The organism is Streptomyces sp. HUAS 15-9, from assembly GCF_025642155.1.
Classification (GTDB): domain Bacteria; phylum Actinomycetota; class Actinomycetes; order Streptomycetales; family Streptomycetaceae; genus Streptomyces.
The window spans coordinates 3,904,437-3,927,976 of the sequence record NZ_CP106798.1 but is presented as its reverse complement, the minus strand read 5'-3'; the positions used below and the strand labels follow the sequence as shown (position 1 = coordinate 3,927,976).

At 72.1% G+C, this 23,540-nt stretch carries 20 protein-coding genes; 14 read left to right on the top strand and 6 right to left on the bottom strand.

Annotated elements, in window-relative coordinates; translation table 11 throughout:
- From N8I87_RS17965 to N8I87_RS17940, 6 genes are all read left to right on the top strand, one after another.
- Positions 1-1,842, top strand: a complete 1,842-nt coding sequence (locus N8I87_RS17965; RefSeq protein WP_263210049.1) for an acetyl/propionyl/methylcrotonyl-CoA carboxylase subunit alpha — start codon at positions 1-3, stop codon at positions 1,840-1,842.
- Positions 1,843-1,922: 80 nt separating this feature from the next.
- Positions 1,923-3,089, top strand: coding sequence for an acyl-CoA dehydrogenase family protein (locus tag N8I87_RS17960; protein ID WP_263210047.1), 1,167 nt, complete (start codon positions 1,923-1,925; stop codon positions 3,087-3,089).
- A gap of 36 nt (positions 3,090-3,125) precedes the next feature.
- Positions 3,126-4,730 carry a 4-coumarate--CoA ligase family protein gene (locus N8I87_RS17955; protein WP_263210045.1) on the top strand — a complete coding sequence of 535 codons (1,605 nt, stop codon included), beginning with the start codon at positions 3,126-3,128 and terminating at the stop codon, positions 4,728-4,730.
- Complete coding sequence (locus N8I87_RS17950) at positions 4,727-5,461, top strand: enoyl-CoA hydratase family protein (protein WP_263210043.1); 735 nt, start codon at positions 4,727-4,729, stop codon at positions 5,459-5,461. Before N8I87_RS17955 ends, N8I87_RS17950 begins: the two co-directional genes overlap by 4 nt.
- Before the next feature lie 7 nt (positions 5,462-5,468).
- A complete protein-coding gene (locus N8I87_RS17945; RefSeq protein WP_263210042.1) occupies positions 5,469-6,071 on the top strand; it encodes a TetR/AcrR family transcriptional regulator in 603 nt (200 codons plus the stop codon).
- 423 nt (positions 6,072-6,494) lie between these two features.
- The gene (locus N8I87_RS17940) at positions 6,495-7,526 is read left to right on the top strand and encodes an isopenicillin N synthase family dioxygenase (protein ID WP_263210041.1); all 1,032 of its coding nucleotides are present in this window, start codon (positions 6,495-6,497) and stop codon (positions 7,524-7,526) included.
- Between the two features lie 22 nt (positions 7,527-7,548).
- On the opposite strand, the gene N8I87_RS17935 is transcribed toward N8I87_RS17940, so the two are convergent.
- Positions 7,549-8,649, bottom strand: coding sequence for a citrate synthase 2 (locus N8I87_RS17935; protein WP_263210040.1), 1,101 nt, complete (start codon positions 8,647-8,649; stop codon positions 7,549-7,551).
- A gap of 278 nt (positions 8,650-8,927) precedes the next feature.
- Here N8I87_RS17935 and pdxH point away from each other — a divergent pair, with 278 nt between their 5' ends.
- The 4 genes from pdxH to N8I87_RS17915 all read left to right on the top strand — a co-directional run bounded on the left by pdxH (position 8,928) and on the right by N8I87_RS17915 (position 12,298).
- Positions 8,928-9,566, top strand: a complete 639-nt coding sequence (gene pdxH / locus N8I87_RS17930) for a pyridoxamine 5'-phosphate oxidase (RefSeq protein ID WP_263216530.1) — start codon at positions 8,928-8,930, stop codon at positions 9,564-9,566.
- A 301-nt stretch (positions 9,567-9,867) separates the two neighbouring features.
- Positions 9,868-10,272, top strand: a complete 405-nt coding sequence (locus N8I87_RS17925; protein WP_263210039.1) for a RidA family protein — start codon at positions 9,868-9,870, stop codon at positions 10,270-10,272.
- A gap of 9 nt (positions 10,273-10,281) precedes the next feature.
- Complete coding sequence (locus N8I87_RS17920) at positions 10,282-10,734, top strand: GNAT family N-acetyltransferase (RefSeq protein WP_263210038.1); 453 nt, start codon at positions 10,282-10,284, stop codon at positions 10,732-10,734.
- 136 nt (positions 10,735-10,870) lie between these two features.
- Positions 10,871-12,298, top strand: coding sequence for a PAS domain-containing protein (locus N8I87_RS17915; protein WP_263210036.1), 1,428 nt, complete (start codon positions 10,871-10,873; stop codon positions 12,296-12,298).
- Positions 12,299-12,334: 36 nt separating this feature from the next.
- On the opposite strand, the gene N8I87_RS17910 is transcribed toward N8I87_RS17915, so the two are convergent.
- Entirely contained in the window at positions 12,335-13,090 is a 756-nt protein-coding gene (locus tag N8I87_RS17910) for an SIS domain-containing protein (protein WP_263210034.1), read from the bottom strand.
- A 379-nt stretch (positions 13,091-13,469) separates the two neighbouring features.
- Here N8I87_RS17910 and N8I87_RS17905 point away from each other — a divergent pair, with 379 nt between their 5' ends.
- Together N8I87_RS17905 and N8I87_RS17900 are read left to right on the top strand one after the other, a co-directional pair.
- On the top strand, positions 13,470-14,162 hold the full coding sequence (locus tag N8I87_RS17905) for an iron-dependent transcriptional repressor DtxR (RefSeq protein WP_067120881.1): 693 nt from the start codon (positions 13,470-13,472) through the stop codon (positions 14,160-14,162).
- A 511-nt stretch (positions 14,163-14,673) separates the two neighbouring features.
- Positions 14,674-15,534 carry an alpha/beta fold hydrolase gene (locus tag N8I87_RS17900; RefSeq protein WP_263210030.1) on the top strand — a complete coding sequence of 287 codons (861 nt, stop codon included), beginning with the start codon at positions 14,674-14,676 and terminating at the stop codon, positions 15,532-15,534.
- A gap of 10 nt (positions 15,535-15,544) precedes the next feature.
- Here N8I87_RS17900 and N8I87_RS17895 read toward each other — a convergent pair whose 3' ends face one another.
- The 3 genes from N8I87_RS17895 to N8I87_RS17885 form a co-directional block, all read right to left on the bottom strand.
- Positions 15,545-17,131, bottom strand: coding sequence for a transporter (locus N8I87_RS17895; RefSeq protein WP_263210029.1), 1,587 nt, complete (start codon positions 17,129-17,131; stop codon positions 15,545-15,547).
- Positions 17,128-17,922: an ABC transporter ATP-binding protein gene (locus N8I87_RS17890; RefSeq protein WP_263210028.1), complete on the bottom strand. Its 795-nt coding sequence runs from the start codon at positions 17,920-17,922 to the stop codon at positions 17,128-17,130. Before N8I87_RS17890 ends, N8I87_RS17895 begins: the two co-directional genes overlap by 4 nt.
- Before the next feature lie 66 nt (positions 17,923-17,988).
- Positions 17,989-18,642: a bifunctional DNA primase/polymerase gene (locus tag N8I87_RS17885; protein WP_263210027.1), complete on the bottom strand. Its 654-nt coding sequence runs from the start codon at positions 18,640-18,642 to the stop codon at positions 17,989-17,991.
- A gap of 264 nt (positions 18,643-18,906) precedes the next feature.
- Here N8I87_RS17885 and N8I87_RS17880 point away from each other — a divergent pair, with 264 nt between their 5' ends.
- Both N8I87_RS17880 and N8I87_RS17875 read left to right on the top strand, forming a co-directional pair.
- Complete coding sequence (locus N8I87_RS17880) at positions 18,907-20,292, top strand: NsdA family TPR-like regulatory protein (RefSeq protein WP_263210026.1); 1,386 nt, start codon at positions 18,907-18,909, stop codon at positions 20,290-20,292.
- 456 nt (positions 20,293-20,748) lie between these two features.
- The gene (locus N8I87_RS17875) at positions 20,749-22,122 is read left to right on the top strand and encodes a hypothetical protein (RefSeq protein WP_411577243.1); all 1,374 of its coding nucleotides are present in this window, start codon (positions 20,749-20,751) and stop codon (positions 22,120-22,122) included.
- A gap of 54 nt (positions 22,123-22,176) precedes the next feature.
- Here N8I87_RS17875 and N8I87_RS17870 read toward each other — a convergent pair whose 3' ends face one another.
- Positions 22,177-23,493, bottom strand: coding sequence for an ABC transporter substrate-binding protein (locus N8I87_RS17870; protein ID WP_263210024.1), 1,317 nt, complete (start codon positions 23,491-23,493; stop codon positions 22,177-22,179).
- Positions 23,494-23,540 lie beyond the last annotated feature (47 nt).

Genomic DNA, 23,540 nt, shown 5'->3' with positions numbered 1-23,540 from the left:
ATGATTTCGACTCTGCTGGTCGCCAACCGGGGCGAGATCGCCTGCCGGATCTTCCGCACCTGCGGTGAGTTGGGAATCCGGACGGTCGCCGTGCACTCCGACGCCGACGAGCACGCCCTCCACGCGCGCGTGGCCGACACGGCGGTACGGCTGCCGGGTGCGACGCCCGCCGAGACGTATCTGCGCGGCGACCTGATCGTGAAGGCGGCCGTCGCGGCCGGCGCGGACGCCGTGCACCCCGGCTACGGCTTCCTCTCCGAGAACCCCGACTTCGCGCGCGCCGTCCTCGACGCGGGACTGGTCTGGATCGGCCCGTCCCCGGAGGCGATCGAGGCGATGGCGTCCAAGACGCGTGCCAAGGAGCTGATGGGGATCGAGCCGTTGCGCGAGGTCACCGCGGCCGATCTGCCCGTGCTGGTGAAGGCGGCCGCGGGCGGTGGCGGGCGCGGGATGCGGATCGTACGCGCCCTGGAGGAGCTCGGCGGCGCGCTGGAGAGCGCACGCGCCGAGGCCGCGAGCGCCTTCGGGGACGGCGAGGTCTTCGTCGAGCCCTATGTGGAGCGCGGCCGCCATGTCGAGGTGCAGGTCCTCGCCGACACCCACGGCACCGTCTGGACGCTCGGCACCCGCGACTGCTCCCTCCAGCGCCGCCACCAGAAGGTGATCGAGGAGGCACCGGCACCGGGTTTGAATCCCGAACTGACTGTCGAGCTGTACGAGATGGCCGGCCACGCCGCCCGCGCGGTCGACTACGTGGGCGCCGGCACCGTCGAGTTCCTCGTCGCCGACGGCAGGGCCCACTTCCTGGAGATGAACACCCGCCTCCAGGTCGAACACCCCGTCACGGAGGCGGTGTTCGGGCTCGACCTGGTCGCCGAGCAGATCCGGATCGCCGAGGGTCATGCCCTCGCCACGGATCCGCCGGGTGCGCGCGGCCACGCGATCGAGGCCCGCCTCTACGCCGAGGACCCGTCCCGCGACTGGGCCCCGCAGACCGGCACCCTGCACCACCTCGCCGTACCGGACGGCGTCCGCCTCGACACCGGCTACACCGGCGGCGACGACATCGGCGTCCACTACGACCCGATGCTCGCCAAGACCGTCGCCCACGCCCCCACACGCGCGGAGGCCCTGCGCAGGCTCTCCGGCGCCCTGGAGCGGGCGCGGATCCACGGCCCCGTCACCAACCGCGAGCTGCTGGTCCGCTCCCTGCGGCACCCGGAGTTCACGGCGGCCCGCATGGACACCGGCTTCTACGACCGCCACCTCGCCGACCTGGCCGAGCCCGCCCCCGACCCGTACGCGCCCCTCGCCGCCGCCCTCGCCGACGCCCACGGCCGCTCCCGCTTCGGCGGCTGGCGCAACCTGTCCTCCCAGCCGCAGATCAAGCGCTATCTGATGGCGGGCGCGGAGCACGAGGCCCGGTACCGGCACACCAGGGACGGCCTCACCGCGGACGGCGTCCGGGTCGTGCACGCCGACGCGTGTCTCGTCGTACTCGAAGCGGACGGCGTGCGGAGGAAGTTCGATGTCGCCCGCCACGGCGACCGGGTGTACGTCAACGCGACCGCCCTCACCGCCCTGCCCCGCTTCCCCGAACCGACCGAACACCACGCCCCCGGCTCGCTGCTCGCCCCCATGCCCGGCACGGTCGTCCGTATCGCCGACGGCCTGGCCGTGGGGGCCGCCGTACGCGCGGGGGACCCCCTGATCTGGCTGGAGGCGATGAAGATGCAGCACCGGATCACCGCACCGGCCTCCGGCACGCTCAGCGCCCTGCACGCGAAACCCGGTCAGCAGGTGGAGCCCGGCATGTTGCTCGCGGTAGTGCAGGAAACCTAGGGGCGCGGGGAACTGCGCGACCAGCCACACACGACCCGCACCCTCCAGACGGCCTGCAGCCCCCTTCTCTTAGGAGACCCATGAGCCCTGTCACCGAATCCGACGAACACAAAGCGCTGCGGGCGGCCGTCGCCGCCCTCGGCAAGCGCTACGGCCGCGAATACCTCGCCCGCGTCGTCGCCGAAGGCGCCCAGCCCACCGAGCTCTGGGCGGAAGCCGCCAAGCTCGGCTACCTCGGCGTGAACCTCCCCGAGGAGTACGGCGGCGGAGGCGGTGGCATCGCCGAGCTCTCCATCGTCCTCGAAGAACTGGGCGCCGCCGGCTGTCCTCTCCTCATGCTCGTCGTCTCGCCCGCCATCTGCGGCACCGTCATCTCCCGCTTCGGCACCGAGGAACAGAAGCGCGCCTGGCTCCCCGGACTCGCCGACGGCACCCGGCTCATGGCCTTCGGCATCACCGAGCCCGACGCCGGCTCCAACTCCCACCGCATCACCACGACGGCACGCAGGGACGGTGACACCGGGGACTGGCTGTTGAGCGGCCGCAAGGTGTTCATCTCCGGCGTCGACCACGCCGACGCCGTCCTGATCGTCGGCCGTACCGAGGACGCCCGCACCGGCAGCCTCAAGCCCTGCCTGTTCATCGTCCCGCGCGACGCCGAAGGCTTCCAGCGGCGGCAGATCGACATGGAACTGCACGGAGCGGAGAAGCAGTTCGAGCTGGTCCTCGACGACGTACGACTGCCCGCCGACGCGCTCGTCGGCGACGAGGACGCGGGGCTGCTCCAGCTCTTCGCCGGGCTCAACCCCGAGCGGATCATGACGGCCGCGTTCGCGATCGGCATGGGGCGCTACGCCCTGTCCAGGGCGATCGAGTACGCCCGCGACCGCACCGTCTGGAAGACCCCGATCGGCGCCCACCAGGCCATCGCCCACCCCCTCGCGCAGGCGCACATCGACCTCGAACTGGCCCGCCTGATGATGCAGAAGGGCGCCCACCTCTACGACGCCGGGGACGACATCGGCGCCGGTGAGGCCGCCAACATGGCCAAGTACGCGGCCGGAGAGGCCTGCGTGAAGGCCGTGGACCAGGCCGTGCACACCCTCGGCGGCAACGGGCTCACGCGCGAGTTCGGACTCGCCTCGTTGATAACGGCGGCGCGCGTGGCTCGTATAGCACCGGTGAGCCGGGAGATGATTCTCAACTACGTTTCCCACCAGTCCCTCGGCCTGCCCAAGTCGTACTAGGCCGCATTGGCGCACCCCGTCGCCCGAGGAGGAACCGTGTTCCGCAGCGAGTACGCAGACGTCCCGGCCGTCGAACTCCCCATCCACGAGGCCGTTCTGGGCCGGGCCGCCGAGTTCGGCGACCATCCCGCCCTGATCGACGGCACCGACGGCACCACCCTCACGTACGGACAACTGGACCGGTTCCACCGGCGCATCGCCGCCGCCCTCGCCGAGGCGGGGGTACGCAAGGGCGACGTCCTCGCCCTGCACAGCCCCAACACCGTCGCCTTCCCGACCGCCTTCTACGCCGCCACGCGCGCGGGTGCCACCGTCACCACCGTGCACCCGCTCGCCACGCCCGAGGAGTTCGCCAAGCAGCTGCGGGACTCGGCCGCCCGCTGGATCGTCACCGTCTCGCCGCTGCTGGAGTCGGCCCGCCGTGCCGCCGAACTCGCGGGCGGCATACGGGAGATATTCGTGTGCGACAACGCGTCCGGACACCGCTCCCTGCTCGACCTGATCGCCTCCGACGCGCCCGAGCCGGACGTCTTCACCGACCCGGTCGAGGACATTGCCGTACTGCCCTACTCCTCGGGCACCACCGGCATCCCCAAGGGCGTGATGCTCACCCACCGGCAGATCGCCACCAACCTCGCCCAGCTCGAACCCGCCGTCACGGCCGGACCCGGCGAACGCATCCTCGCCGTCCTGCCCTTCTTCCACATCTACGGCCTCACCGCGCTCATGAACGCGCCCCTGCGCAATGGCGCCACCGTCGTCGTGCTGCCCCGCTTCGACCTGGAGACGTTCCTCGCGGCCATCGAGAACCACCGCATCACCGGCCTGTACGTCGCCCCGCCGATCGTCCTCGCCCTCGCCAAGCACCCGGCCGTCGCCCGCTACGACCTGTCCTCCCTGCGGTACATCATCAGCGCCGCCGCGCCCCTGGACGCCCAGCTCGCCGCCGCCTGCTCCGAGCGGCTGGGCCTGCCGCCGGTCGGCCAGGCCTACGGCATGACGGAACTCTCGCCCGGCACGCATGTCGTTCCGCTCGACGCCATGCACCAGGCACCTCCCGGCACGGTCGGCAAGCTCATAGCGGGCACCGAGATGCGCGTCGTCTCCCTCGACGACCCCGACAAGGACGTCGCCGGCGGTGAGCCCGGCGAGATCCTCATCCGCGGACCCCAGGTCATGAAGGGCTACCTGGGCCGCCCCGAGGCCACCGCCGACATGATCGACGCCGACGGCTGGCTGCACACCGGTGACGTCGGCCATGTGGACGCCGACGGCTGGCTGTTCGTCGTCGACCGCGTGAAGGAACTCATCAAGTACAAGGGCTTCCAGGTGGCACCAGCCGAGCTGGAGGCGCTGCTCCTCACGCATCCCGGCATCGCCGACGCCGCCGTCATCGGCGTCTACAACGAGGACAACAACGAAGTCCCGCACGCCCACGTCGTGCGCCAGCCCACCGCCGGGGACCTCACCGAGGACGAGGTCATGGCGTACGTCGCCGAACGCGTCGCCCCTTACAAGCGCGTCCGGCAGGTCACCTTCATCGACGGCGTGCCCAGGGCCGCCTCCGGCAAGATCCTCCGCCGGGAACTGCGGGATCTGCGGGGACCGCTGGAACCGCGCGAACTCAGGGAGCGGAAGTGACACTGATCGGACGCACGCGCGCGCGTGGCGTCGAAACCCTCAGCCTGGACTCGGCCGACACCCGCAACGCCCTGTCGGCCGCGCTCGTCGGCGAGCTCGCGGACGCGCTGACCGAGTGCGCCAAGGACGGCGACGTACGGGCCGTCATCCTCACCCACTCCGGCAACACGTTCTGCGCCGGAGCGGACCTGCGCGACCCGCCCCACCCCGACGCCCTGGTCCACGTGCTGCGGCAGATCGTCGAACTGCGCAAACCCGTCGTGGCCAGGGTGACCGGACACGTCCGCGCGGGCGGGCTGGGGCTGCTCACCGCGTGCGACATCGCGGCCGCGTCCGCCGCGTCCAGCTTCGCGTTCACCGAGGTACGGATCGGGGTCGCGCCGGCCGTCATCTCCCTCCCGGTGATCCCGCGCGCCGACCCGCGCGCCCTCGCCCGCTACTACCTCACCGGCGAACGGTTCGACGCGGCCGAGGCCGCCCGCATCGGCCTCGTCACGGCGGCCGGGGACGACGTCGACGCCGTCCTCGCCCCCATCCTCGACGGACTGCGCCGATCGTCCCCGCAGGGCCTGGCCGAGACGAAACAGCTGCTCACGGCTAGGGTGCTGGAAGCCTTCGACCGGGACGCGGCGGATCTCACCGCGCTCTCGGCCCGGCTGTTCTCCTCCGCGCAGGCGCGTGAGGGGATGACGGCTTTCCTGGAACGACGGGACCCCTCGTGGGTGATGTGAGCGCGAGATGAGTGTGAGTACGGCCGAAAGCGACCGCCTGCCGAAACAGGACCGCAGCCGGGCCACCAGGCAGCGGCTCTTGGAGGCCGCCGTGGCCTGCCTGGCCGAACGCGGCTGGGCGGGCTCCACGGTCTCCGTCGTCGCGGAACGCGCCGGAGTCTCCCGCGGCGCCGCCCAGCACCACTTCCGCACCCGTGAGGACCTGTTCACCGCGGCCGTCGAGTACGTCGCCGAGGAACGCTCCACGGCCCTGCGCGCCCTGTTCCCCGAGGGCGCCGCCGACCGCCGCGCCGTCGTCTCCGCGCTCGTCGGCCTCTACACCGGCCCCCTCTTCCGCGCCGCCCTCCACCTGTGGGTCGCCGCCTCCGACGAGGACCAGCTGCGACCCCGGGTCACCGAGCTGGAGGCCCGCGTCGGCCGGGAGACCCACCGCATAGCGGTCGAGCTACTGGGCGCCGACGAGTCCCGCCCCGGCGTACGGGAAGCGGTCCAGGGCCTCCTCGACATGGCCCGTGGCCTGGGCCTGGCCAACCTCCTCACGGACGACACGGGCCGCCGCGAGCGGGTGGTGGCCCAGTGGACGGCGCTGCTGGAGAGCGCGCTGGGCTGAGGGCCGGCGCCCAGGGCGCCGACGCGTGCGGGGCTGTCCGGCGGGCTCCTGGGAGCGGCGGCGCGGGTCGAGGAATCGGCAGCGGGGCCGGAGGCGTCCGCCGGGCCAAAGCGCCAAGGCACACGGGGCTGTCGACGGGTCCGGGGGCTCGGCGGCCGCGCAGGGGCATGACTGGGGGAGATGCTGTCGGGGCGCGAGGGGGTGTCGGCAGCCCCCGGGGTTTGTTGGCGGGGCGCGTTACTCTTGGCGCATGCCTCCGATGCTTGTTCGACGCCGTCACGTGGACTACGTGCGCGTCACAAGCATGGGCTGTCGGCTTTCGGCCTGAATCAGCCCCTTTATTCTCCCCTTTCTTACGGCATCCTGGGCGCCGCCCTACCCTCGGCGGCCTGCCCGTGGCCCACACACCCTGTGGACGCATCCATGACGACGCACACCGCGACGAACCCGTCGTACGCTCAACTCCCGATCATCGACCTGTCTGCCGCCGACCGCGGCCCCCAGGCCCGAGCCCTCCTCCGAGCCCAGTTGCACAGCGCAGCCCACGACGTCGGCTTCTTCCAGCTCGTCGGGCACGGAGTCACCCGCGCCGAGACCGACGCGCTGGTCAGCGCCATGCGCGCCTTCTTCGCGCTTCCGGTGGCCGACCGGCTCGCCCTCGACAACGTGAACTCGCCCCACTTCCGCGGCTACACCCGCACCGGCGACGAACGCACCCGGGGCGCCCGCGACTGGCGCGACCAGCTCGACATAGGCGCCGAACGACCCGCCCACGTCCCCGCACCGGGCGAGCCCGCCTACTGGTGGCTGCAGGGCCCCAACCAGTGGCCCGCCGCCCTCCCCGAACTGCGCACCGCCGCGCTCGCCTGGATCGACCGGCTCAGCGGCGTCGCCGGCCGGCTCCTGCACGAGCTGCTCGCCGCCATCGGCGCCCCCGCCGACTTCTACGACCCGGTCTTCGGCCGGAGCGCCCACCCGCACCTCAAGCTCGTGCGCTACCCCGGCAGCGCAGGCGACGGCATCGACCAGGGCGTCGGCGCCCACAAGGACTACGGCTTCCTGACCCTGCTGCTCCAGGACACGGTCGGCGGACTGCAGGTCCAGCGCGAGGACGGGCTCTTCCACGACGTGCCGCCGCTGGAGGGCGCCTTCGTGGTCAACCTGGGCGAGCTGCTCGAAGTGGCCACCAACGGCTATCTGATCGCCACCAACCACCGCGTCGTCAGCCCGCCCGGCGCCACCGAGCGCTTCTCCGTCCCGTTCTTCTACAACCCGCGGCTGGACGCCCGGGTGGAGCCGCTGCCCTTCCCGCACGCGACCACCGCCCCGGGCATCACCGACGACCCCGCCAACCCGCTCTTCGCCGAGTACGGCTACAACGAGCTCAAGGGCAAGCTCAGGGCCCACCCGCTGGTGGCGGAACGGCACCACGCGGACCTGCTCAGCCCGGCGTGAACGGCGCCTACGCGAATAGCGACTAGTGGGCGATGTCCGCGTAGCCCTCGACCTCCTGCGGGCTGCGCGGCCCCGGCCCCACATAGCGTGCGGACGGCCGGACCAGCCGCCCCGTCCGCTTCTGCTCAAGGATGTGCGCCGACCAGCCCGCCGTACGGGCGCAGGTGAACATCGACGTGAACATGTGCGCCGGAACCTCGGCGAAGTCCAGCATGATCGCCGCCCAGAACTCCACGTTCGTCGCCAGAACCCGGTCCGGACGGCGGTTGTGCAGCTCCTCCAGCGCGGCCTTCTCCAGCGCCTCCGCGATCTCGAAGCGCGGAGCGCCCAGCTCACGGGCCGTACGGCGCAGCACCCGCGCGCGCGGGTCCTCGGCCCGGTACACCCGGTGTCCGAAGCCCATCAGCCGCTCGCCCTGGTCCAGGGCCCGCTTGACGTACGCCTCCGCGTCACCCGTCCGCTCGATCTCCTCGATCATCCCGAGGACCCGGGACGGGGCACCGCCGTGCAGCGGCCCGGACATGGCGCCCACGGCACCGGACAGCGCGGCCGCCACATCGGCGCCGGTCGAGGCGATGACCCGGGCGGTGAAGGTGGAGGCGTTCATGCCGTGCTCGGCGGCCGACGTCCAGTAGGCGTCCACGGCCGCGACGTGCTTGGGGTCGGGCTCGCCCCGCCAGCGGATCATGAACCGCTCGACGACCGAGTGCGCCTTGTCGATCTCCCGCTGCGGCACCATGGGCAGGCCCTGCCCGCGGGCGGACTGGGCGACGTACGAGAGCGCCATCACCGCGGCGCGGGCGAGGTCGTCGCGGGCCTGCTCCTCGTCGATGTCGAGCAGCGGTTTCAGGCCCCACACCGGGGCGAGCATGGCGAGTGCCGACTGTACGTCCACCCGGATGTCACCCGAGTGGACGGGAATGGGGAACGGCTCGGCGGGCGGCAGCCCAGGATTGAAGGCTCCGTCCACCAGGAGCCCCCAGACGTTGCCGAACGAGACATGACCGACGAGGTCCTCGATGTCGACCCCCCGGTAGCGCAGGGCGCCACCCTCCTTGTCCGGTTCGGCGATCTCCGTCTCGAACGCGACGACTCCCTCGAGCCCGGGTACGAAGTCGGACATCAGGCGGCTCCTAGATGCTGTGTGCGGCGCGGCGAAGAATGCCAGGAAGCGGGTGCCGCAGCGGCTCCACGGTCACTCTCAGGACTCGCGGTCCGAAACGGTCACCCCGGTGATGCCCCGAACGGTTGGTGGTCACCCAACCGGAACGGCATCTGAACGATATCTCCGAGTGTCACCTTTGGGGAGCCCAAACGGCACTCAGTGCCACGCGAAGTCGTACGTGCATACGGCAAGATGACCGCGTGACCGACCATGAACCCATCCTCGACCCGGCCGCCATGCGCAAGCACTACCGGGTCGAAGGCTTCGAGGAGAGCGATCTCGCCGCCCACCCCATGGACCAGTTCACCCTCTGGTTCGAACAGGCCGCACGGGCCGCCGCGGGCGGCACGATCTACGAGCCCAACGCCATGGTCGTCTCCACGGCGGACGCCGAGGGCCGTCCCAGCTCACGCACGGTCCTGATGAAGCAGTACGACACGCAGGGCTTCGTCTTCTACACGAACTACGACTCCCGCAAGGCGCGGGACCTCGCCGCGAACCCGTACGTCTCCCTGCTCTTCCCCTGGCATCCCATCGCCCGCCAGGTCATCGTCACCGGCACCGCCCGCCGCACGGGGCGGGACGAGACGGCCGCGTACTTCCGCACCCGCCCCCACGGCTCCCAGCTGGGCGCCTGGGCCAGCGCCCAGTCCTCGGTGATCTCCTCACGGACCGAACTCGACGCCTCCTACGCCGAACTCTCCGCCCGCTACCCCGAGGGCGAACAGGTCCCGGTCCCCCCGCACTGGGGCGGCTTCCGCGTCGCGCCCCGCGTGATGGAGTTCTGGCAGGGCCGGAACAACCGCCTCCACGACCGCCTGCGTTACGTCGCCGAACCGGACGGCTCCTGGAGGGTGGAACGCCTGAGCCCGTGAAACGCAGACGACCCGCGAGCTCGGGTCCTTCGCCTCTCGGGCGAAGAAGCCGGCCGGACGTACCGGCGAGCTCGCGGGTCGGGTGACTGCTGGGATTGGGCCGGCTGCACGCTTCTCTCACGTGCTGGTCCGGCACCGCACTGGGTGTGGTGGCGAGCCGCTAGCCCGCAGTCACCTCACGCGTCCGGTATTCATACATCTGCCGAACCACCTCCCTTCTCGTGTGCATCACACACTAGGAACCGTTCGGCCACCGATCAACCACTTTTTTCTTCACCACGACGGCTCTAGCGTTCCGGCCATGACGGAGCGGCGTGCGGTACTCAGTGGTTCGGTGTTCGAGGAGCAGATCGGGTATGCGCGGGCGGTGATCGACGGCGACTGGGTGCACGTCTCCGGCACCACCGGGTTCGACTACACGACCATGAGGATCTCCGAGGACGTGGTGGAGCAGGCCGAGCAGTGTCTGCGGAACATCGGCGACGCGCTGGCCGAGGCGGGGTGCGGGTTCTCCGATGTCGTACGGGTGCGGTATCTGCTGCCCGAGCGGGAGGACTTCGAGCCGTGCTGGCCGGCGTTGCGGCGGGTGTTCGGCGAGGTACGGCCGGCGGCGACGATGATGGTGTGCGGGCTCGCGGATCCCCGGATGCGGATCGAGATCGAGGTGTATGCGCGACGGCCCTCGCGGGCGGCGGTGGCCTCGTAGCCTGCTCGGGTGACTGATCTTCGGATAGAGGTCGTGGCCGGTGAGGCCATGCTGGAGCAGTGGCGGCACGTCCACAACGTGATCGTGCCGCCCGCCGCGATGGATCTCGACGAGGTCCGCGAGCGGGCGGGGCGCTACCGGTTGGAGAACGCCTACGTGGGGGACGTGCTCGTCGGCTGTTCCACCGTGCGGCCGCCGCAGGGGGAGGACGCGGTGGCGACGGTCATCGCCCGGGTGCTGCCGGAGTACCGGCGGCGCGGGTACGGGGCCGCCCTCTACGAGAACGGTCTCGGCCACGCGCGCGTACTCGGTGCCCGGGCGGTCGAGACATGTGTCCTCGCGGTCAACGAGGACGGGCTGCGCTTCGCCGCGAAGTGCGGGTTCGCCGAGGTCGAGCGGTATGTGCTGGACGGTGAGACCGACCTGTGGGTGGATCTCAGGCTCGCGTCCGACGGGGTCTAGGACGCGGTGGTCTGTTACAACGATTCCTTCAATCTTGCGGGAACCAAGTGTGTGCTGCGTCACGTTCGAGTTGAATGAAGGGGAGTGAGCGAAACTTTCGCGCCGTACGTGCGGACGCAGCCTGCAGGGGGTCCAGGTGAGTGCTTCCCGGCGTAGTGGGACCACCGATGAGCTGGGGCCCGACGAGCCCGAGCCCAGCGGCGGCGGACCCGTGACCGACGACGGCCCGGACGGCACGGGCGGCTCCGATCTGCTGGCCGCCCTGCTGGACGGGATGGACGCGGCCCTGTGCGCCTTCGACGCGGACGGGGTGGTGACGCACTGGAACCGTGAGGCGGAGCGCATCCTCGGCTGGACCGCGGCCGAGGCGGTCGGCCGGCACGGGTTCGCCGGCTGGGCGGTGCGCGAGGCGGACGCCGAGGAGGTCGAGGAGCGGCTGCTGTCCGTGATGCACGCCCCCGGTCGGCAGGTGCACGAGTTCGCGCTGGTCACGAAGGACGGGGGCCGGGTCCTCGTACGGACGCAGTCGGCCGCCGTACGCGGTCCGGACGGGAAGCCCGCCGGTGTGTACTGCGCCTTCAGCGAGGTGCACGCGCAGATAGACCTGGAGCGGTCCATCGCGCTCAGCGAGGCGTTGTTCGAGGACGCGTCGTGGGGTGTCGTGCTGGTCGACGCGGATCTGCGGCCCGCCGTGGTGAACGCGCACGCGGCCCGCGCGCTGGGCATCGGGCGCACGTCCGTGCTGGGGCGGCCGCTCGGCGAACTGCTCGCCCAGGGGGTCGAGGAACTGGAGAGCGCGCTCACCCATGTGCTGGCCGAGGGCGCGCCGCCCGCGCCCGCCGAGATGTGGGTGAGCGTACGGACGCCCGAGGGCGAGAAGCGGCGATGCTGGCGGAGCGGGTTCCTGCGGCTGGCCTCGCCGCTCGCGGAGGAGCCGGTGCCGCTCGGGGTCGGCTGGCTGTTCCAGGACGTGACCGAGGCCAAGCAGGGCGAGCAGGAGACGGCGACGCTGCGCTTCCGCGCCAACCAGTTGCACCGGGCGGCGCGGGCGGCCGCCGAGTGCGAGGACCCGGCGGAGGCGGTCACCGTGCACCTCGACTTCGCGCTCGCCGGTTTCGCCGACCACGCGCTGATCGACCGGGTGGCGGGCCCAGCGCGGGCCGACGGGGAGACCGGGCCGGTACGGCTGGTGCGGGTGGCCGCGACACCCACCGGGGCGCCGGGGCCGAGCGTGCTCACCGGTCACGCCGGGCTGCCCGTGCGCTACGAGCAGGGGCATCCCGCGCTGCAGTGCGTGGAGCGGGCCGGGTCGGTGCGGGCCGATGCCGGGTCCGTCCCGGCGGAGCGGGCCCGGGAGTGGGCGCTGGCCCGGCAGTGGCCGGGTGACGCCGTGCACGCGTTGTGCGCGGTGGTGCGCAGCCGGGGGCGGACGCTGGGCGTCGTGACCTTTCTGCGCGGGGCCGGGCGGAGCCGCTTCGAGCGGACCGACGCGACGTATGCGGAGGACGTGGCGGTGCGGATCGGGGCGGCGCTGGATCTGGCCGGGGCGCTGGGGGAGAAGTAGCCCGCCGCGGTCGTATCCGTACCCGTGTCCGGGGCATCAGTGCCGGTAGAAGATCCGGTCGCGGTACTGCTCCATGATCCGGCTGTTCCACTCATGGCCGCCGTCGACGTTTCCGGAGCGCAGGAGCGGGGGCTCGATGCCGCGGTCGGCCAGTGTGGTGGCCGTCGTGGCCATGACTGCCTGGAGGAGAGCGGCGGTGACGACCGTGGATGCGGGGGCGAAGGGGGCCGGGATGGCCTCGTGGGTGAGTTCCGCGTCGCCGACCGGGATCTTCGAGTCCAGGACGATGTCGCAGTGGTCCTTCAGATACGTCCCCGAGGCGTGCCGGGACTTCGTCTCCGAGGCGTACGCCACCGAGGTCACGCCGACGACCCGGATGCCCAGGGCGCGGGCGCTCATGGCCATCTCCACGGGCAGGGAGTTGCGGCCGGAGAGCGAGATGATCACTAGGGCGTCGCCGGAGCGGATCGGCGCGGTCTCCAGCACGGCGGAGGCGAGCCCGTCCACGCGTTCGAGGGCGGAGCCGAGGGTGGCGGGGGTGACGTCGACGCCCACGACGCCCGGGACGGCCAGCAGGTTCATCAGGGCCAGGCCGCCGGCGCGGTAGACGACGTCCTGGGCGGCCAGGGAGGAGTGGCCGGCGCCGAAGGCGAACAGGCGGCCGCCGGCCTGGACGGTGTCGGCGAGCAGGGTGCCGGCGGCCGCGATGGCCTCGGGCTCCTCGTCGCGGACCCGTTGCAGCAGGCCGATGGCGGCGTCGAAGAACTGGTCGGCCGGCGTGCCGTCGCTCATGCGGTGCCCCTTCGCAGCGTCTGTGTCGCGGATCACCGTGCGGTCTGGACCAGTGCGGTGTCAATACGGCGGGGTCTGGGGGCTGGGGTGCCGGTGTTGGGTGGGTGCCCTGTGCTGGGGCTGGGCGGGGGCGGGGGTGCTTGCCCGCGCGTGCGGGGTACCCCCCCCAAGCTCTCAACTTCGTTCGAGCAGGGGGGACCCCCATCGCCCACCCGTGCCGCCTGGGGGTCCCCCTGCTCGAAGAGCCTGGGGGAGGCACGACTGCCCGCAGCCAGGTCGCTTTTCCCGGTGCGGCACGGTTGTCAGTGGGATCCGGCAGAATTGGTGACAGGGCCAGCGCACGCGCCGGACTTCCGGCAGAGGTAATCGAGGGGCACGTATGTCCGGACTGATCGACACCACGGAGATGTATCTCCGCACCATCCTCGAACTCGAAGAGGAAGGCGTCGTCCCCATGCGCGCCCGCATCGCGGAGCGGCTCGACCAGAGCGGGCCGACGGTCAGCCAGACGGTCGCGCGGATGGAGCGCGACGGTCTCGTGTCCGTCGCGAGCGACCGCCATCTGGAGCTCACCGACGAGGGCCGCCGCCTGGCCACGCGGGTCATGCGCAAGCACCGGCTCGCGGAGTGTCTGCTGGTCGACGTGATCGGCCTGGAGTGGGAGCAGGTGCACGCCGAGGCGTGTCGCTGGGAGCACGTGATGAGCGAGGCCGTCGAGCGGCGCGTGCTGGAGCTGCTGCGGCACCCGACCGAGTCGCCGTACGGCAACCCGATCCCGGGTCTGGAGGAGCTCGGCGAGAAGGACGGTGCCGACCCGTTCCTCGACGAGGGCATGGTGTCGCTGGCCGACCTCGACCCGGGCTCCGACGGCAAGACGGTCGTCGTCCGCCGGATCGGCGAGCCCATCCAGACCGACGCCCAGCTGATGTACACGCTGCGCCGGGCGGGTGTGCAGCCCGGTTCGGTGGTGAGCGTCACCGAGTCGGCGGGCGGTGTGCTCGTGGGCAGCGGCGGCGAGGCGGCCGAGCTGGAGGCGGACGTCGCCTCGCACGTCTTCGTCGCCAAGCGCTGACCGGCTCCGGTCTCCGTCTGTGCCGACTCCCCTTCGTATACATCAACTCCCTTGTTGCGAGGGGAAGTTGTGGCACCTCGCCGAACACGGCCGAATCCAAGATTCAGTGCGCCGAATCGCAGCGCTCGGGCGCTTCGCGTGCAAGGCTGTCGCGAGAGGCATATGACCTGAGGGGGGCGGGGAGGATGTGCCGCAGGCATGTGGATGGCCCCGGCGCCTTGTGGCGCCGGGGCCTGTCCTCCCCTGTGCTGACCCGGAGCCCCGAGCTCTCAGGGTCATCCCCCTCGGACCGTTTTCCCCGAGCGGTCCGCCTCCCGCTGAAGAAATCCCCTCGACGGCGGCGATCATGCCTCGAAAGATGTCACTCGATTGAGGGGTGTTGTCCGCAGAGGCAGGATTTTCGAATGGACATTCGATAATCTGAGGTCGGAACACAGACGGAACACAGGCAACGCAGCGGTACGACGGCATGACGGCAGCGGTCCGAGCGGAGCTAGGGGGGTGCCAGCCCATGGCACGGCGCATCGACGTGACGGGAGCGGGCGGCGTACGCCTCGCGGCCTGGGAGTTCGCCGATCCTCCCAAGACGGACCCGGACCGGGCCCATCCCGGCGTGCTGTTACTGCACGGCCTGATGGGCCGTGCCTCGCACTGGGCCTCCACCGCCCGCTGGCTCTCCGAGCGGCATCTGGCCGTCGCCCTCGACCAGCGCGGCCACGGCCAGAGCGATAAGCCCCCACAGGCCGCGTACACCCGTGAGGCCTATGTCGAGGACGCCGAGGCCGCCCTCGAACAGCTCGGACTCGCCCCGGCCGTCCTCATCGGCCACGCCATGGGCGCGCTCACCGCCTGGCAGCTCGCCGCCAAACGCCCCGACCTGGTGCGGGGCCTGATCATCTGCGACATGCGGGCCTCCGCGCTCGGCGCGGCCTCGCAGCGCGAATGGGCCGACTGGTTCAAGTCCTGGCCCGTTCCCTTCGCCACGCTCGCCGACGTACGCAAGTGGTTCGGCGAGGGCGATCCCTGGGTGGAGCGGCCGAACGCCGCGCGCGGGGAGTTCTATGCCGAAGTCATGCAGGAGTCCCCGGACGGGTGGCGCCCCGTCTTCGAGCCCGAGCAGATGCTCAAGTCCCGCGAGACCTGGGTGTACGACGCGCACTGGGAGGAGCTCGCGCAGGTCCGGTGCCCCGCGCTCGTCGTGCGCGGCCTCGACGGGGAGCTGGGGCGGGCGGAGGCGCAGGAGATGGTGCGGGTGCTGCCGCTCGGCGAATACGCCGAGGTCGTCGATGCCGGACACCTCGTTCACTACGACCAGCCGGTGGCCTGGCGGGCGGCCGTCGAGCCGTTCGTGGATGCGGTGAGCGTGGACTGAGGGGACACCGTCAGCCTTTGCTCACCGCCGTCAGGATCTCCGGCAGATGCGCCGCCGTCCGCGGAGCCGCCAGGCGCAGGCCGATCGCCGTGATCCCCGCCCCGTACGCCGCGCCCACCGGAAGCAGCAGCCAGGTCCAGGCATCCCCGCCCGCGCTCACGTTCAGCCAGATGGTCAGGGTGATGACGGGGGCGCACAGCAGGGCCGCCGCGACCATGCCGCCGAAGATGGAGATCCAGGCGAGGCTCCCCTGGCCGGGCGCCACGTTCTTGTGACCCTCCTGCGGGATCGAGTACGGAAAGCGGGCCGAGGTCCACGCGCCGGTCGCCAGCATCGCCCCGAGCAGCGCGAAGGACAGCCCGAGCACCTCGGGCAGCCGCGCCCAGTCGCCGAGCATCGCCGTCGTCACGACGGTCACCAGCGTCGCGTAGGGCAGGGTGATCACCAGCAGGGCCAGCGCCCGGCCCCGCAGCTCGACGTACGCGTCCCGGGGTGACGCGATGGCCATCGCCACCATCCAGAAGGCGGAGGTGTCCTGGCCGAACTGGTTGTACATCTGGATGCCGAGCATCCCGGCGGCGAAGCACGCGAAGTAGATCGAGCCGGTGCCCTGCAGCGCGTTGAACACGGGCACGATCAGGCCGATGGCGAGCGAGGTCACCCAGGCGGCCTTGGTCTTGGGATCGCGCCAGATGTAGCGCAGGCTGCGGTCCATGACCGTACCGGTGCGGCCCGCGGGCAGCAGTCGCCCCAGGCCGCCGGCCGGACGGTCCCGGGCGCCGGGTTCTGCGGCCTGGAGGGTGGAGCCGTCGGGGGACGTCATCAGCCGGGTCAGACCCCGCGCCCACACCGCCACCAGGAGCCCCAGCGCGGCCGCGCAGAGCAGCAGTTGGGCGGCCGCCGTCCCGTACGACCCCTCGCTCACCGACCGCACCGCGCCCACCGCCGACGCGGGCGGCACCCAGCGCAGCACGTCGGCCACCGGCGCCAGCTCGCCGAGCCCGGCGGAACCGAGGCGCTGGGCGCCGAAGTTGACCAGCTGCGCCCCGATCGCGATGACCAGCCCGCTGAGCACGGCCAGATCGCGGCCCTTGCGGCTGGTCAGCAGCCGTACGTTGGCGGTGGCGACGGTGCGCGCGAGGGCCACGCAGACCAGCAGCGCCATGGAGACCCCGGCGACGGCGGTGACGTACGCGCCCGTCCCGTGCGCCACGGAGAGCGCGCAGCCCGCCAGCAGGAGCAGGGTGAACAGCGGCCCGATGCCGACCAGCGAGGCCGCCAGCAGGGCCCGTACCAGCGGACGCGGCCGCAGCGGCAGCATCACCAGGCGGGTCGGGTCCAGGGTCTCGTCCCCGCCCGGGAAGAACAGCGGCATCACCGCCCAGCCCAGCGCCAGCACCGACGTCCCCAGCAGGGCGACCGCGTCGGCGTGCGCGTGTCCGCGCAGGGCGAGCAGGCCGACCAGCTGCAGGGCCGCGAACAGCAGCGCGACGACGGCCGACGCGACGAACGCGGCCCGCCGCCCGCCCGACTGCCGCAGCCCGTTGCGCAGCAGGGACAGCTTCAGCCGTACGACAGTGGAGGTGACGGCGCTCATCGGGCCCCGCCGCCCAGCCAGTCGAGGTCGGAGGCGGCATCGAGCTGCCGCGCGCCCACGAGCTCCAGGAACGCCCCCTGGAGGGTGGGGTGTTCACCGCGCACCTCGGCCAGCGGGCCGGTCGCGCGGATCCGGCCCGCCGCCAGCACGGCGACCCAGTCGCACAGCGACTCGACGAGCTCCATGACGTGGGAGGAGAAGACGACGGTGGCGCCGGAGGCCGTGTACCGCTCCAGGACGCCCCGGATGGTCTGCGCGGACACCGGGTCGACCCCCTCGAACGGCTCGTCGAGGAAGAGGACCTCGGGGTTGTGGAGGAGAGCGGCCGCGAGCCCGATCTTCTTGCGCATGCCGGTCGAGTAGTCGACGACGAGCTTGTGCTGGGCCCCGGCCAGATCGAGGACGTCGAGGAGCTGGGTGGCCCGCTTGTCGACCTCGCCGCCCGGCAGCCCGCGCAACCGCCCGGAGTATCCGAGCAGTTCCCGGCCCGACAGCCGCTCGAAGAGCCGCAGTCCCTCGGGCAGGACGCCGATCCGCGCCTTGACCGCCACCGGGTCCCGCCACACGTCGTGGCCCACGACCTCGACGGATCCCTGATCGGGCCTGAGCAGCCCGGTCACCATGGAGAGCGTGGTGGTCTTCCCGGCCCCGTTGGGCCCCACCAGTCCGATGAACTTGCCCGCGGGCAGGTCCAGATCGATCCCGGCGACCGCGACCTGCTGCCCGAACCGCTTCCAGAGCCCGCGCACACGTACGGCTGCCGCTGCTGACACCACTGCTCCGTCCGTCATGCTGAAACCCTACGGGGGAGCGGCCCGGCCCGAAGGGGCGCAGGGGACTGTGCGAAAGGCGAACGGCTACCGGTCCCGCCCGCACGCATAGGCGAGCGTCGAGATCAACTCCTCCGCGTCCGGCAGCCACCGGTTCGCGGGCGTGGGCCGGCGGGCCCACTGCACGGCGCCGCCCGACCCGAACCGCGTGGGCGGCGCGGCCACATACGCGCCCTCGCCGAGCGCCACCAGGTCGAGCGAGCCCGGGGACCAGCCGAGCCTGCGCACCGAGTCCGGCACCTTCGAGGACACGCCCGGCAGCACGAAGAAGTGCATCCGCCGGTCCGGGGTGCGCGTCACCGGTCCCTGCGTCAGCCGCATCCGCTCCATCCGGGCCAGCGCGAGGAACCCGGCGGTCTCCGGGACGGACAGCGCGTCGAAGGTCCGGCCGGTCGGCAGCAGGATCGACGCCGCCGGCTGCTTCTGCCACATCCGGCGGGCGACGGTCGCGCTGCCGGTCGCCTGGGTCTGCCAGTCCGCGTGCGCGGGATGCGCCCCCGGCGCCGTGCACGCCACGTGGTCGCAGGAGCAGCGCTGCACCCCGTCGACGGCTTCCAGCCAGGTGCCCGGGAACACGTCCCAGTGGCGCTCCTCGGCGTAGCGTACGGCGGTCTCCAGCAGCGATTCCCCGCGCTGCTTCGGAATCTGGGCGGCTTCGGTGCCTGCGATCGTCTCGTCCACGTTCCACTCAACTCCCGCGCTCACCTGGAGTTACGGGCGTAGCGCGCGCGGGGGAGGAGCATCGGTTCGGCGGCCGGGGCGCATGGGTGCACGTGCGGGGGCGCGCGGGAGGAACCGTGGCTTGGGCTGGGTAGCCACGTGTGGGGGTCGGCAGCAGCCTTTACCCCGGCAATCCTCGTATGTCCCGCATTTTCGGTATGTCCGCGGGGCATCGATCTTCACGGCCGGATCTTTCCGCTTCAGGGGTTCGCAGGGGGTTATGCCATGGCCGCGAGGCCTCTCGTCGCGCGACAGCCGAACGAACGGCTGCAGGCGCTCATCCAGGAGGCGGGGTGCTCGAACGCCGGGCTCGCCCGCCGGGTCAACATGTGCGGTGCCGAGCACGGTCTCGATCTGCGCTACGACAAGACGTCCGTGGCCCGCTGGCTGCGCGGACAGCAGCCACGGGGGCGGGCGCCCGCGATCATCGCCGAGGCGCTCGGCCGCAAGCTGGGCCGTACGGTCACGATCGACGAGATCGGCATGGCCAACGGCAAGAACCTCGCCTCGGGCGTGGGTCTCCAGTTCTCGCCGACGGTACTGGGGGCCATCGAGCAGGTCTGCGAGCTGTGGCGCAGCGACGTGGGCCGGCGGGACTTCCTGTCCGGCTCCTCCGTCGCCGCGTCCGCGCTCGTCGAGCCGAGCCGCGACTGGCTGATCTCGGCGCCGGACTCGCAGGTGGCGCGCCAGGCGGGACCGCGCGTGGGGCACTCCGACGTGGCGGCCGTCCGCGCGATGACGCAGGCGCTGACCGATCTCGACCACCAGTACGGCAGCGGGCATGTGCGCCCGGTCGTCGTGCACTACCTCAACAGCGTGGTCTCCGGGCTGCTCGCCGGCTCCTACCGGGAGGCGGTCGGCCGGGATCTGTTCGCCGCGGTGGCCCGGCTGACCGAGCTGGCCGGGTACATGGCCGTCGACACCGGCCAGCCGGGGCTCGCCCAGCGCTACTACATCCAGTCCCTGCGCCTGGCGCAGGCGGCGGGCGACCGGGGGTACGGCGGCTATGTGCTGGCCGCGTCCATGAGCCACCTCGCCGCCCAGCTCGGAAACCCGCGGGAGATCGCGCAGCTCGCGCGGGCGGCGCAGGAGGGGGCGCGGGGGCGCGTGACCCCGCGCGCGGAGGCGATGTTCTTCGCGGCCGAGGCGCGCGGGCATGCTCTGCTGGGCGATGCGCGGGCCGCTCAGGCGGCGTCCGGGCGGGCGATCACCGCCATGGACTCGGCCGATGCCGACTCCGGGGACGACCCGGCCTGGATCGCGCACTTCGACGAGGCCTACCTGGCCGACGAACTGGCGCACTGCCACCGTGACCTCGGGCAGGCCGAGGCGGCGGCGCGGTGCGCGGAGCAGTCGCTGGCCGGGCATCCCGAGAAGCGGGCGCGCAGGCGGGCTATCGGTTATGTGTTGCTCGCCACGGCACAGGTGCAGCAGCGCGAGATCGAACAGGCGTGCAGTACGGGCATGAAGGCGGTCGAACTCCTGGAGACGCTCCGCTCCAACCGGGGCGCGGAGTACCTGGAGGACTTCCAGCAGCGGCTGGAGCCGTACCGGGACGAGCCCGTGGTGCGGGAGTTCGGAGCGCGGCTGGACGTGCAGCAGGCCGCGTGAACAAGCGCCCTGTGGCTGCGTGAATATGCGGGAAACGGCCCGTTTATGCGCAGGGGGCACACAGGAGGTGCCATTAACAGCGCGCCACGGGGCGGTTTTGTTACTGCTGTCACAGAGAGCTAGATCGCGCATTGAGCTGCGTGGCACCCGGCTCGGGGTACCCGGTAGCGTGAGCCGACGATTCCGAAAGTCCCCCATTCGTAGGAGTCCCGGTGACGCAGAGTGGACAGGGCGAGCCCGCGCGCGAAGGCATCGTGCTGCCCTCCGACGGCGGCGATCCCGTGCTGCCGGGAATGGCTGCCGGACCCGCCCCGCGTCCGGCAGCCCCGACCGGCCCGCCCCCGGCCGCAGCCCCGACCGGCGGCCAGGCCTGGGGTCAGCCCTGGGGTCCCGACCCGCAGCAGGCCCCCAGCCCGGCGAGGGCTGGCCCCCGCGGCGGCCCAGGAGTGGGGCACCTTGGAGCAGCCCGCCCCGTGGAACCCGCAGGACGCCCCGGCCACGCCCGGCGCCGGTCCGCTGCCCCCGGAGGGCGCGCCCGCGACGTACGGCGGCGGCCAGGACCAGGGCTACGGCTCGGCGCAGCCCTACGGCTCGGAGCAGCACCAGCAGTCGTACGGCTCAAAGCAGCACCAGCAGTACGGTTCCGAGCAGCACCAGCAGCCGTACGCGCAGAACGGCCAGGCCGCCCGGCCCCTGCCGCCCGCCGTGCCCGACCCGTACGCCGGGCAGGGCGCCGGAGCGGGTGCGTTCCCGCCGGCCGCCGCTCCCGTCGACGAGGGGGCCACCCAGTACATACCCCCGGTCCCGGCGGCCGGTCCCGCTCCCGCGGACGAGGGAGCGACCCAGTACATACCCCCGGTGGCGGCGGGGGCGATGCCGCCCGAGGCCACCTCCGAGGAGACCCGGTTCCTGGGGCGCGCGCAGCAGCCCGCCGCTCACCCCGATGCCGAGGCCACGCAGTACATCGCGCCGGTGACCGATCCGTACGGCGGCGGGGACCGGCAGCCGCCGTCCGACTTCGACAACCTCTTCCGCAGCGGGCCCGGTGGCGGCGCCCCGGCCGGGGCCACGCAGCAGCTGCCACGCGTCCAGGACGCCCCGGGCGGCTACCCCGGGCAGCCCTCGTACGCCTCGGGGCTCGGTGGCGGGCGGCGCGGGGACTACTCGGACTATGACGACGACGATCGCGTCCGCGGCGGCCGCAGCGGCTCGAAGGTGCCGCTCATCGCGGCCATCGGCGTCGGCCTCGCCGTCCTCGGTGTCGGCGCGGGCGCGATGCTCAGCGGCGGTGGCGGCGACGGCCAGAGCGACGCCAACACGAACGTGGCCGCCTCGGCCCCCGCGACCGGGGGGTCCTCGCCCGCGGCCGCAGACCCGGCCCAGCAGCAGGCCGTCGCGCTGGACAAGCTGCTCGCCGACAGCGGCAGCAGCCGGGCGTCGGTGATCAGGGCCGTGGCCAATGTGAAGGCCTGCAACAACCTGGGCACGGCCGCCTCGGACCTGCGTGCCGCGGCCAAGCAGCGAGGCGAGCTGGTCACCCGGCTGTCGAAGCTGACCGTCGACAAGCTGCCGAACAACGTCGCGCTGACCGGCGCCCTCAACAAGGCCTGGCAGGCGTCCGCGGCGGCCGACAACCACTACGCGGCCTGGGCCGACCAGATCTCCGGCAGACACGGCTGCAAGCACGGCCAGGCCCGCAGCACCCCCCAGACCCAGGCGGGCAACCGCGAGAGCGGCACCGCCAGCACCCAGAAGGTCACGGCGGCGCAGCTGTGGAACGCCATCGCCGGGAAGTACGGCCTCACCCAGCGCCAGCCGACCCAGCTCTGAGCCGCAGGGCCCGGGTCTCCCGGGCCCTGCCGTCGGACTCCCGTAGGCAGGGTCTTAGTCGAGGTCCGCGTTCTCCAGCGTCGTCGTCACGTCGACGACCCCGCTCTTCTGGGCCGACACCAGCCTGCCCTCCCGTACGACCTGGAGGGTCACATGGGCGTTGACCAGGCGGGCGAAGCCGACGCCGGCGAGCTTGCCCGTGTAGCGCTGCCACTGGAGCGTCGGGGTGAGGCCGCCCGTGTTGACCTTGAGGCCGTTGTCGAGGGTCCGGCGCACGGAGTCCGCGCTCACCTCACCGGTGCCGATTTGCTCCAGGACGGCCTTCAGGACGGTGTACGCGATCCACGTGGTCTGCACTCCGGCGTCCGCGGGGTCGATGCGGTTGTCGCCGAAGGCCTCCTCGTTGATCACCTTCTTCATCCGGTTCCAGCGCGCGTCGGAGGTCACCGGGTACCAGCCCGTGATGTAGGACCCCTCGTACGGGCTGTTCGCCCCGCCCGTCGAGTTGATCACCGTCTGGTCGACGCTGCCGAGGACGGTCGCGGTCCGCACCGACGGGAAGCCCTCGCGGGCACGCCGGAAGGAGTCCATGAAGGTGTCCGTGCGCTCCCCGAGCGCGGGGACCACGCACCCCTTCTTCACCGGGTCCTTGGTCGACGCCTGCAGGGCCCGCTCCGCGGGCACGCCGTACTCGGTGGAGTCCTCGGCCGCGAGCAGATCGTCCGCCGGCGTGTGCCGGCCCGACTTCAGGCCCGAGTCGAGCAGCGGGGGCAGCTCGTCGCCCGCGATGCTGTCGGGCCGGACCAGTGTGACCGGGCCGCAGTTCGCGGCGAGCGCCGTGCCGAGGCCGGCCAGGAGCGTCGCCTGGCCGCCGTTGACCGGGTAGGACGTGACGCTGGTGAACTCGTCGTTCGTGACGCCGTACCCGCCGATGTACGGGATGCCCGCGCTCTCCAGCGGGGCCAGGTAGGTGTCGCCGAACTGGCTGTAGGAGCCGACGACCGCGACCACGTTCTCGTCGACCGCGCGCTGGGCGCACTTCGCGGCGTCGACGCTGTCGTTGTGGTCGTTGCAGTACAGGACCTTGAGCCGGCGGCCGTTGATGCCGCCGTGGGCGTTGATCCAGCGGGCGTACGCCGAGGCCATGGCGGGCATGCCCGGCTTGTTGGTGGCGTTGGTGTTCTCGGGCGCCCAGGTCATGACCTTGATCGGGCCGTCCCCGGCGCCCCCCGTGGCACCGGGGATGACCCCGCATCCGGCGGTCAGCGCGGCACACGCCGCCAGAGCGCCCGCGGAAAGTGCGGATGCTCTTCTGACGGGGCGGGTGAAGACGGGGAAGAAGGTGCTGCGCGAGTATCGCCTGCCGGTCATGGACACGCACGATTCCGCCACATCGCTAACCTGAGAGTGACCCTCGG

Excerpts from the sequence above, each read along its gene's own strand:
- N8I87_RS17965 (WP_263210049.1), top strand. The coding sequence starts at position 1 with ATGATTTCGACTCTGCTGGTCGCCAACCGGGGCGAGATCGCCTGCCGG.
- N8I87_RS17960 (WP_263210047.1), top strand. The coding sequence starts at position 1,923 with ATGAGCCCTGTCACCGAATCCGACGAACACAAAGCGCTGCGGGCGGCC.
- N8I87_RS17945 (WP_263210042.1), top strand. The coding sequence starts at position 5,469 with ATGAGTGTGAGTACGGCCGAAAGCGACCGCCTGCCGAAACAGGACCGC.
- N8I87_RS17940 (WP_263210041.1), top strand. The coding sequence starts at position 6,495 with ATGACGACGCACACCGCGACGAACCCGTCGTACGCTCAACTCCCGATC.
- N8I87_RS17935 (WP_263210040.1), bottom strand. The coding sequence starts at position 8,649 with ATGTCCGACTTCGTACCCGGGCTCGAGGGAGTCGTCGCGTTCGAGACG.
- pdxH (WP_263216530.1), top strand. The coding sequence starts at position 8,928 with ATGCGCAAGCACTACCGGGTCGAAGGCTTCGAGGAGAGCGATCTCGCC.
- N8I87_RS17925 (WP_263210039.1), top strand. The coding sequence starts at position 9,868 with ATGACGGAGCGGCGTGCGGTACTCAGTGGTTCGGTGTTCGAGGAGCAG.
- N8I87_RS17910 (WP_263210034.1), bottom strand. The coding sequence starts at position 13,090 with ATGAGCGACGGCACGCCGGCCGACCAGTTCTTCGACGCCGCCATCGGC.
- N8I87_RS17905 (WP_067120881.1), top strand. The coding sequence starts at position 13,470 with ATGTCCGGACTGATCGACACCACGGAGATGTATCTCCGCACCATCCTC.
- N8I87_RS17900 (WP_263210030.1), top strand. The coding sequence starts at position 14,674 with ATGGCACGGCGCATCGACGTGACGGGAGCGGGCGGCGTACGCCTCGCG.
- N8I87_RS17895 (WP_263210029.1), bottom strand. The coding sequence starts at position 17,131 with ATGAGCGCCGTCACCTCCACTGTCGTACGGCTGAAGCTGTCCCTGCTG.
- N8I87_RS17890 (WP_263210028.1), bottom strand. The coding sequence starts at position 17,922 with ATGACGGACGGAGCAGTGGTGTCAGCAGCGGCAGCCGTACGTGTGCGC.
- N8I87_RS17880 (WP_263210026.1), top strand. The coding sequence starts at position 18,907 with ATGGCCGCGAGGCCTCTCGTCGCGCGACAGCCGAACGAACGGCTGCAG.
- N8I87_RS17870 (WP_263210024.1), bottom strand. The coding sequence starts at position 23,493 with ATGACCGGCAGGCGATACTCGCGCAGCACCTTCTTCCCCGTCTTCACC.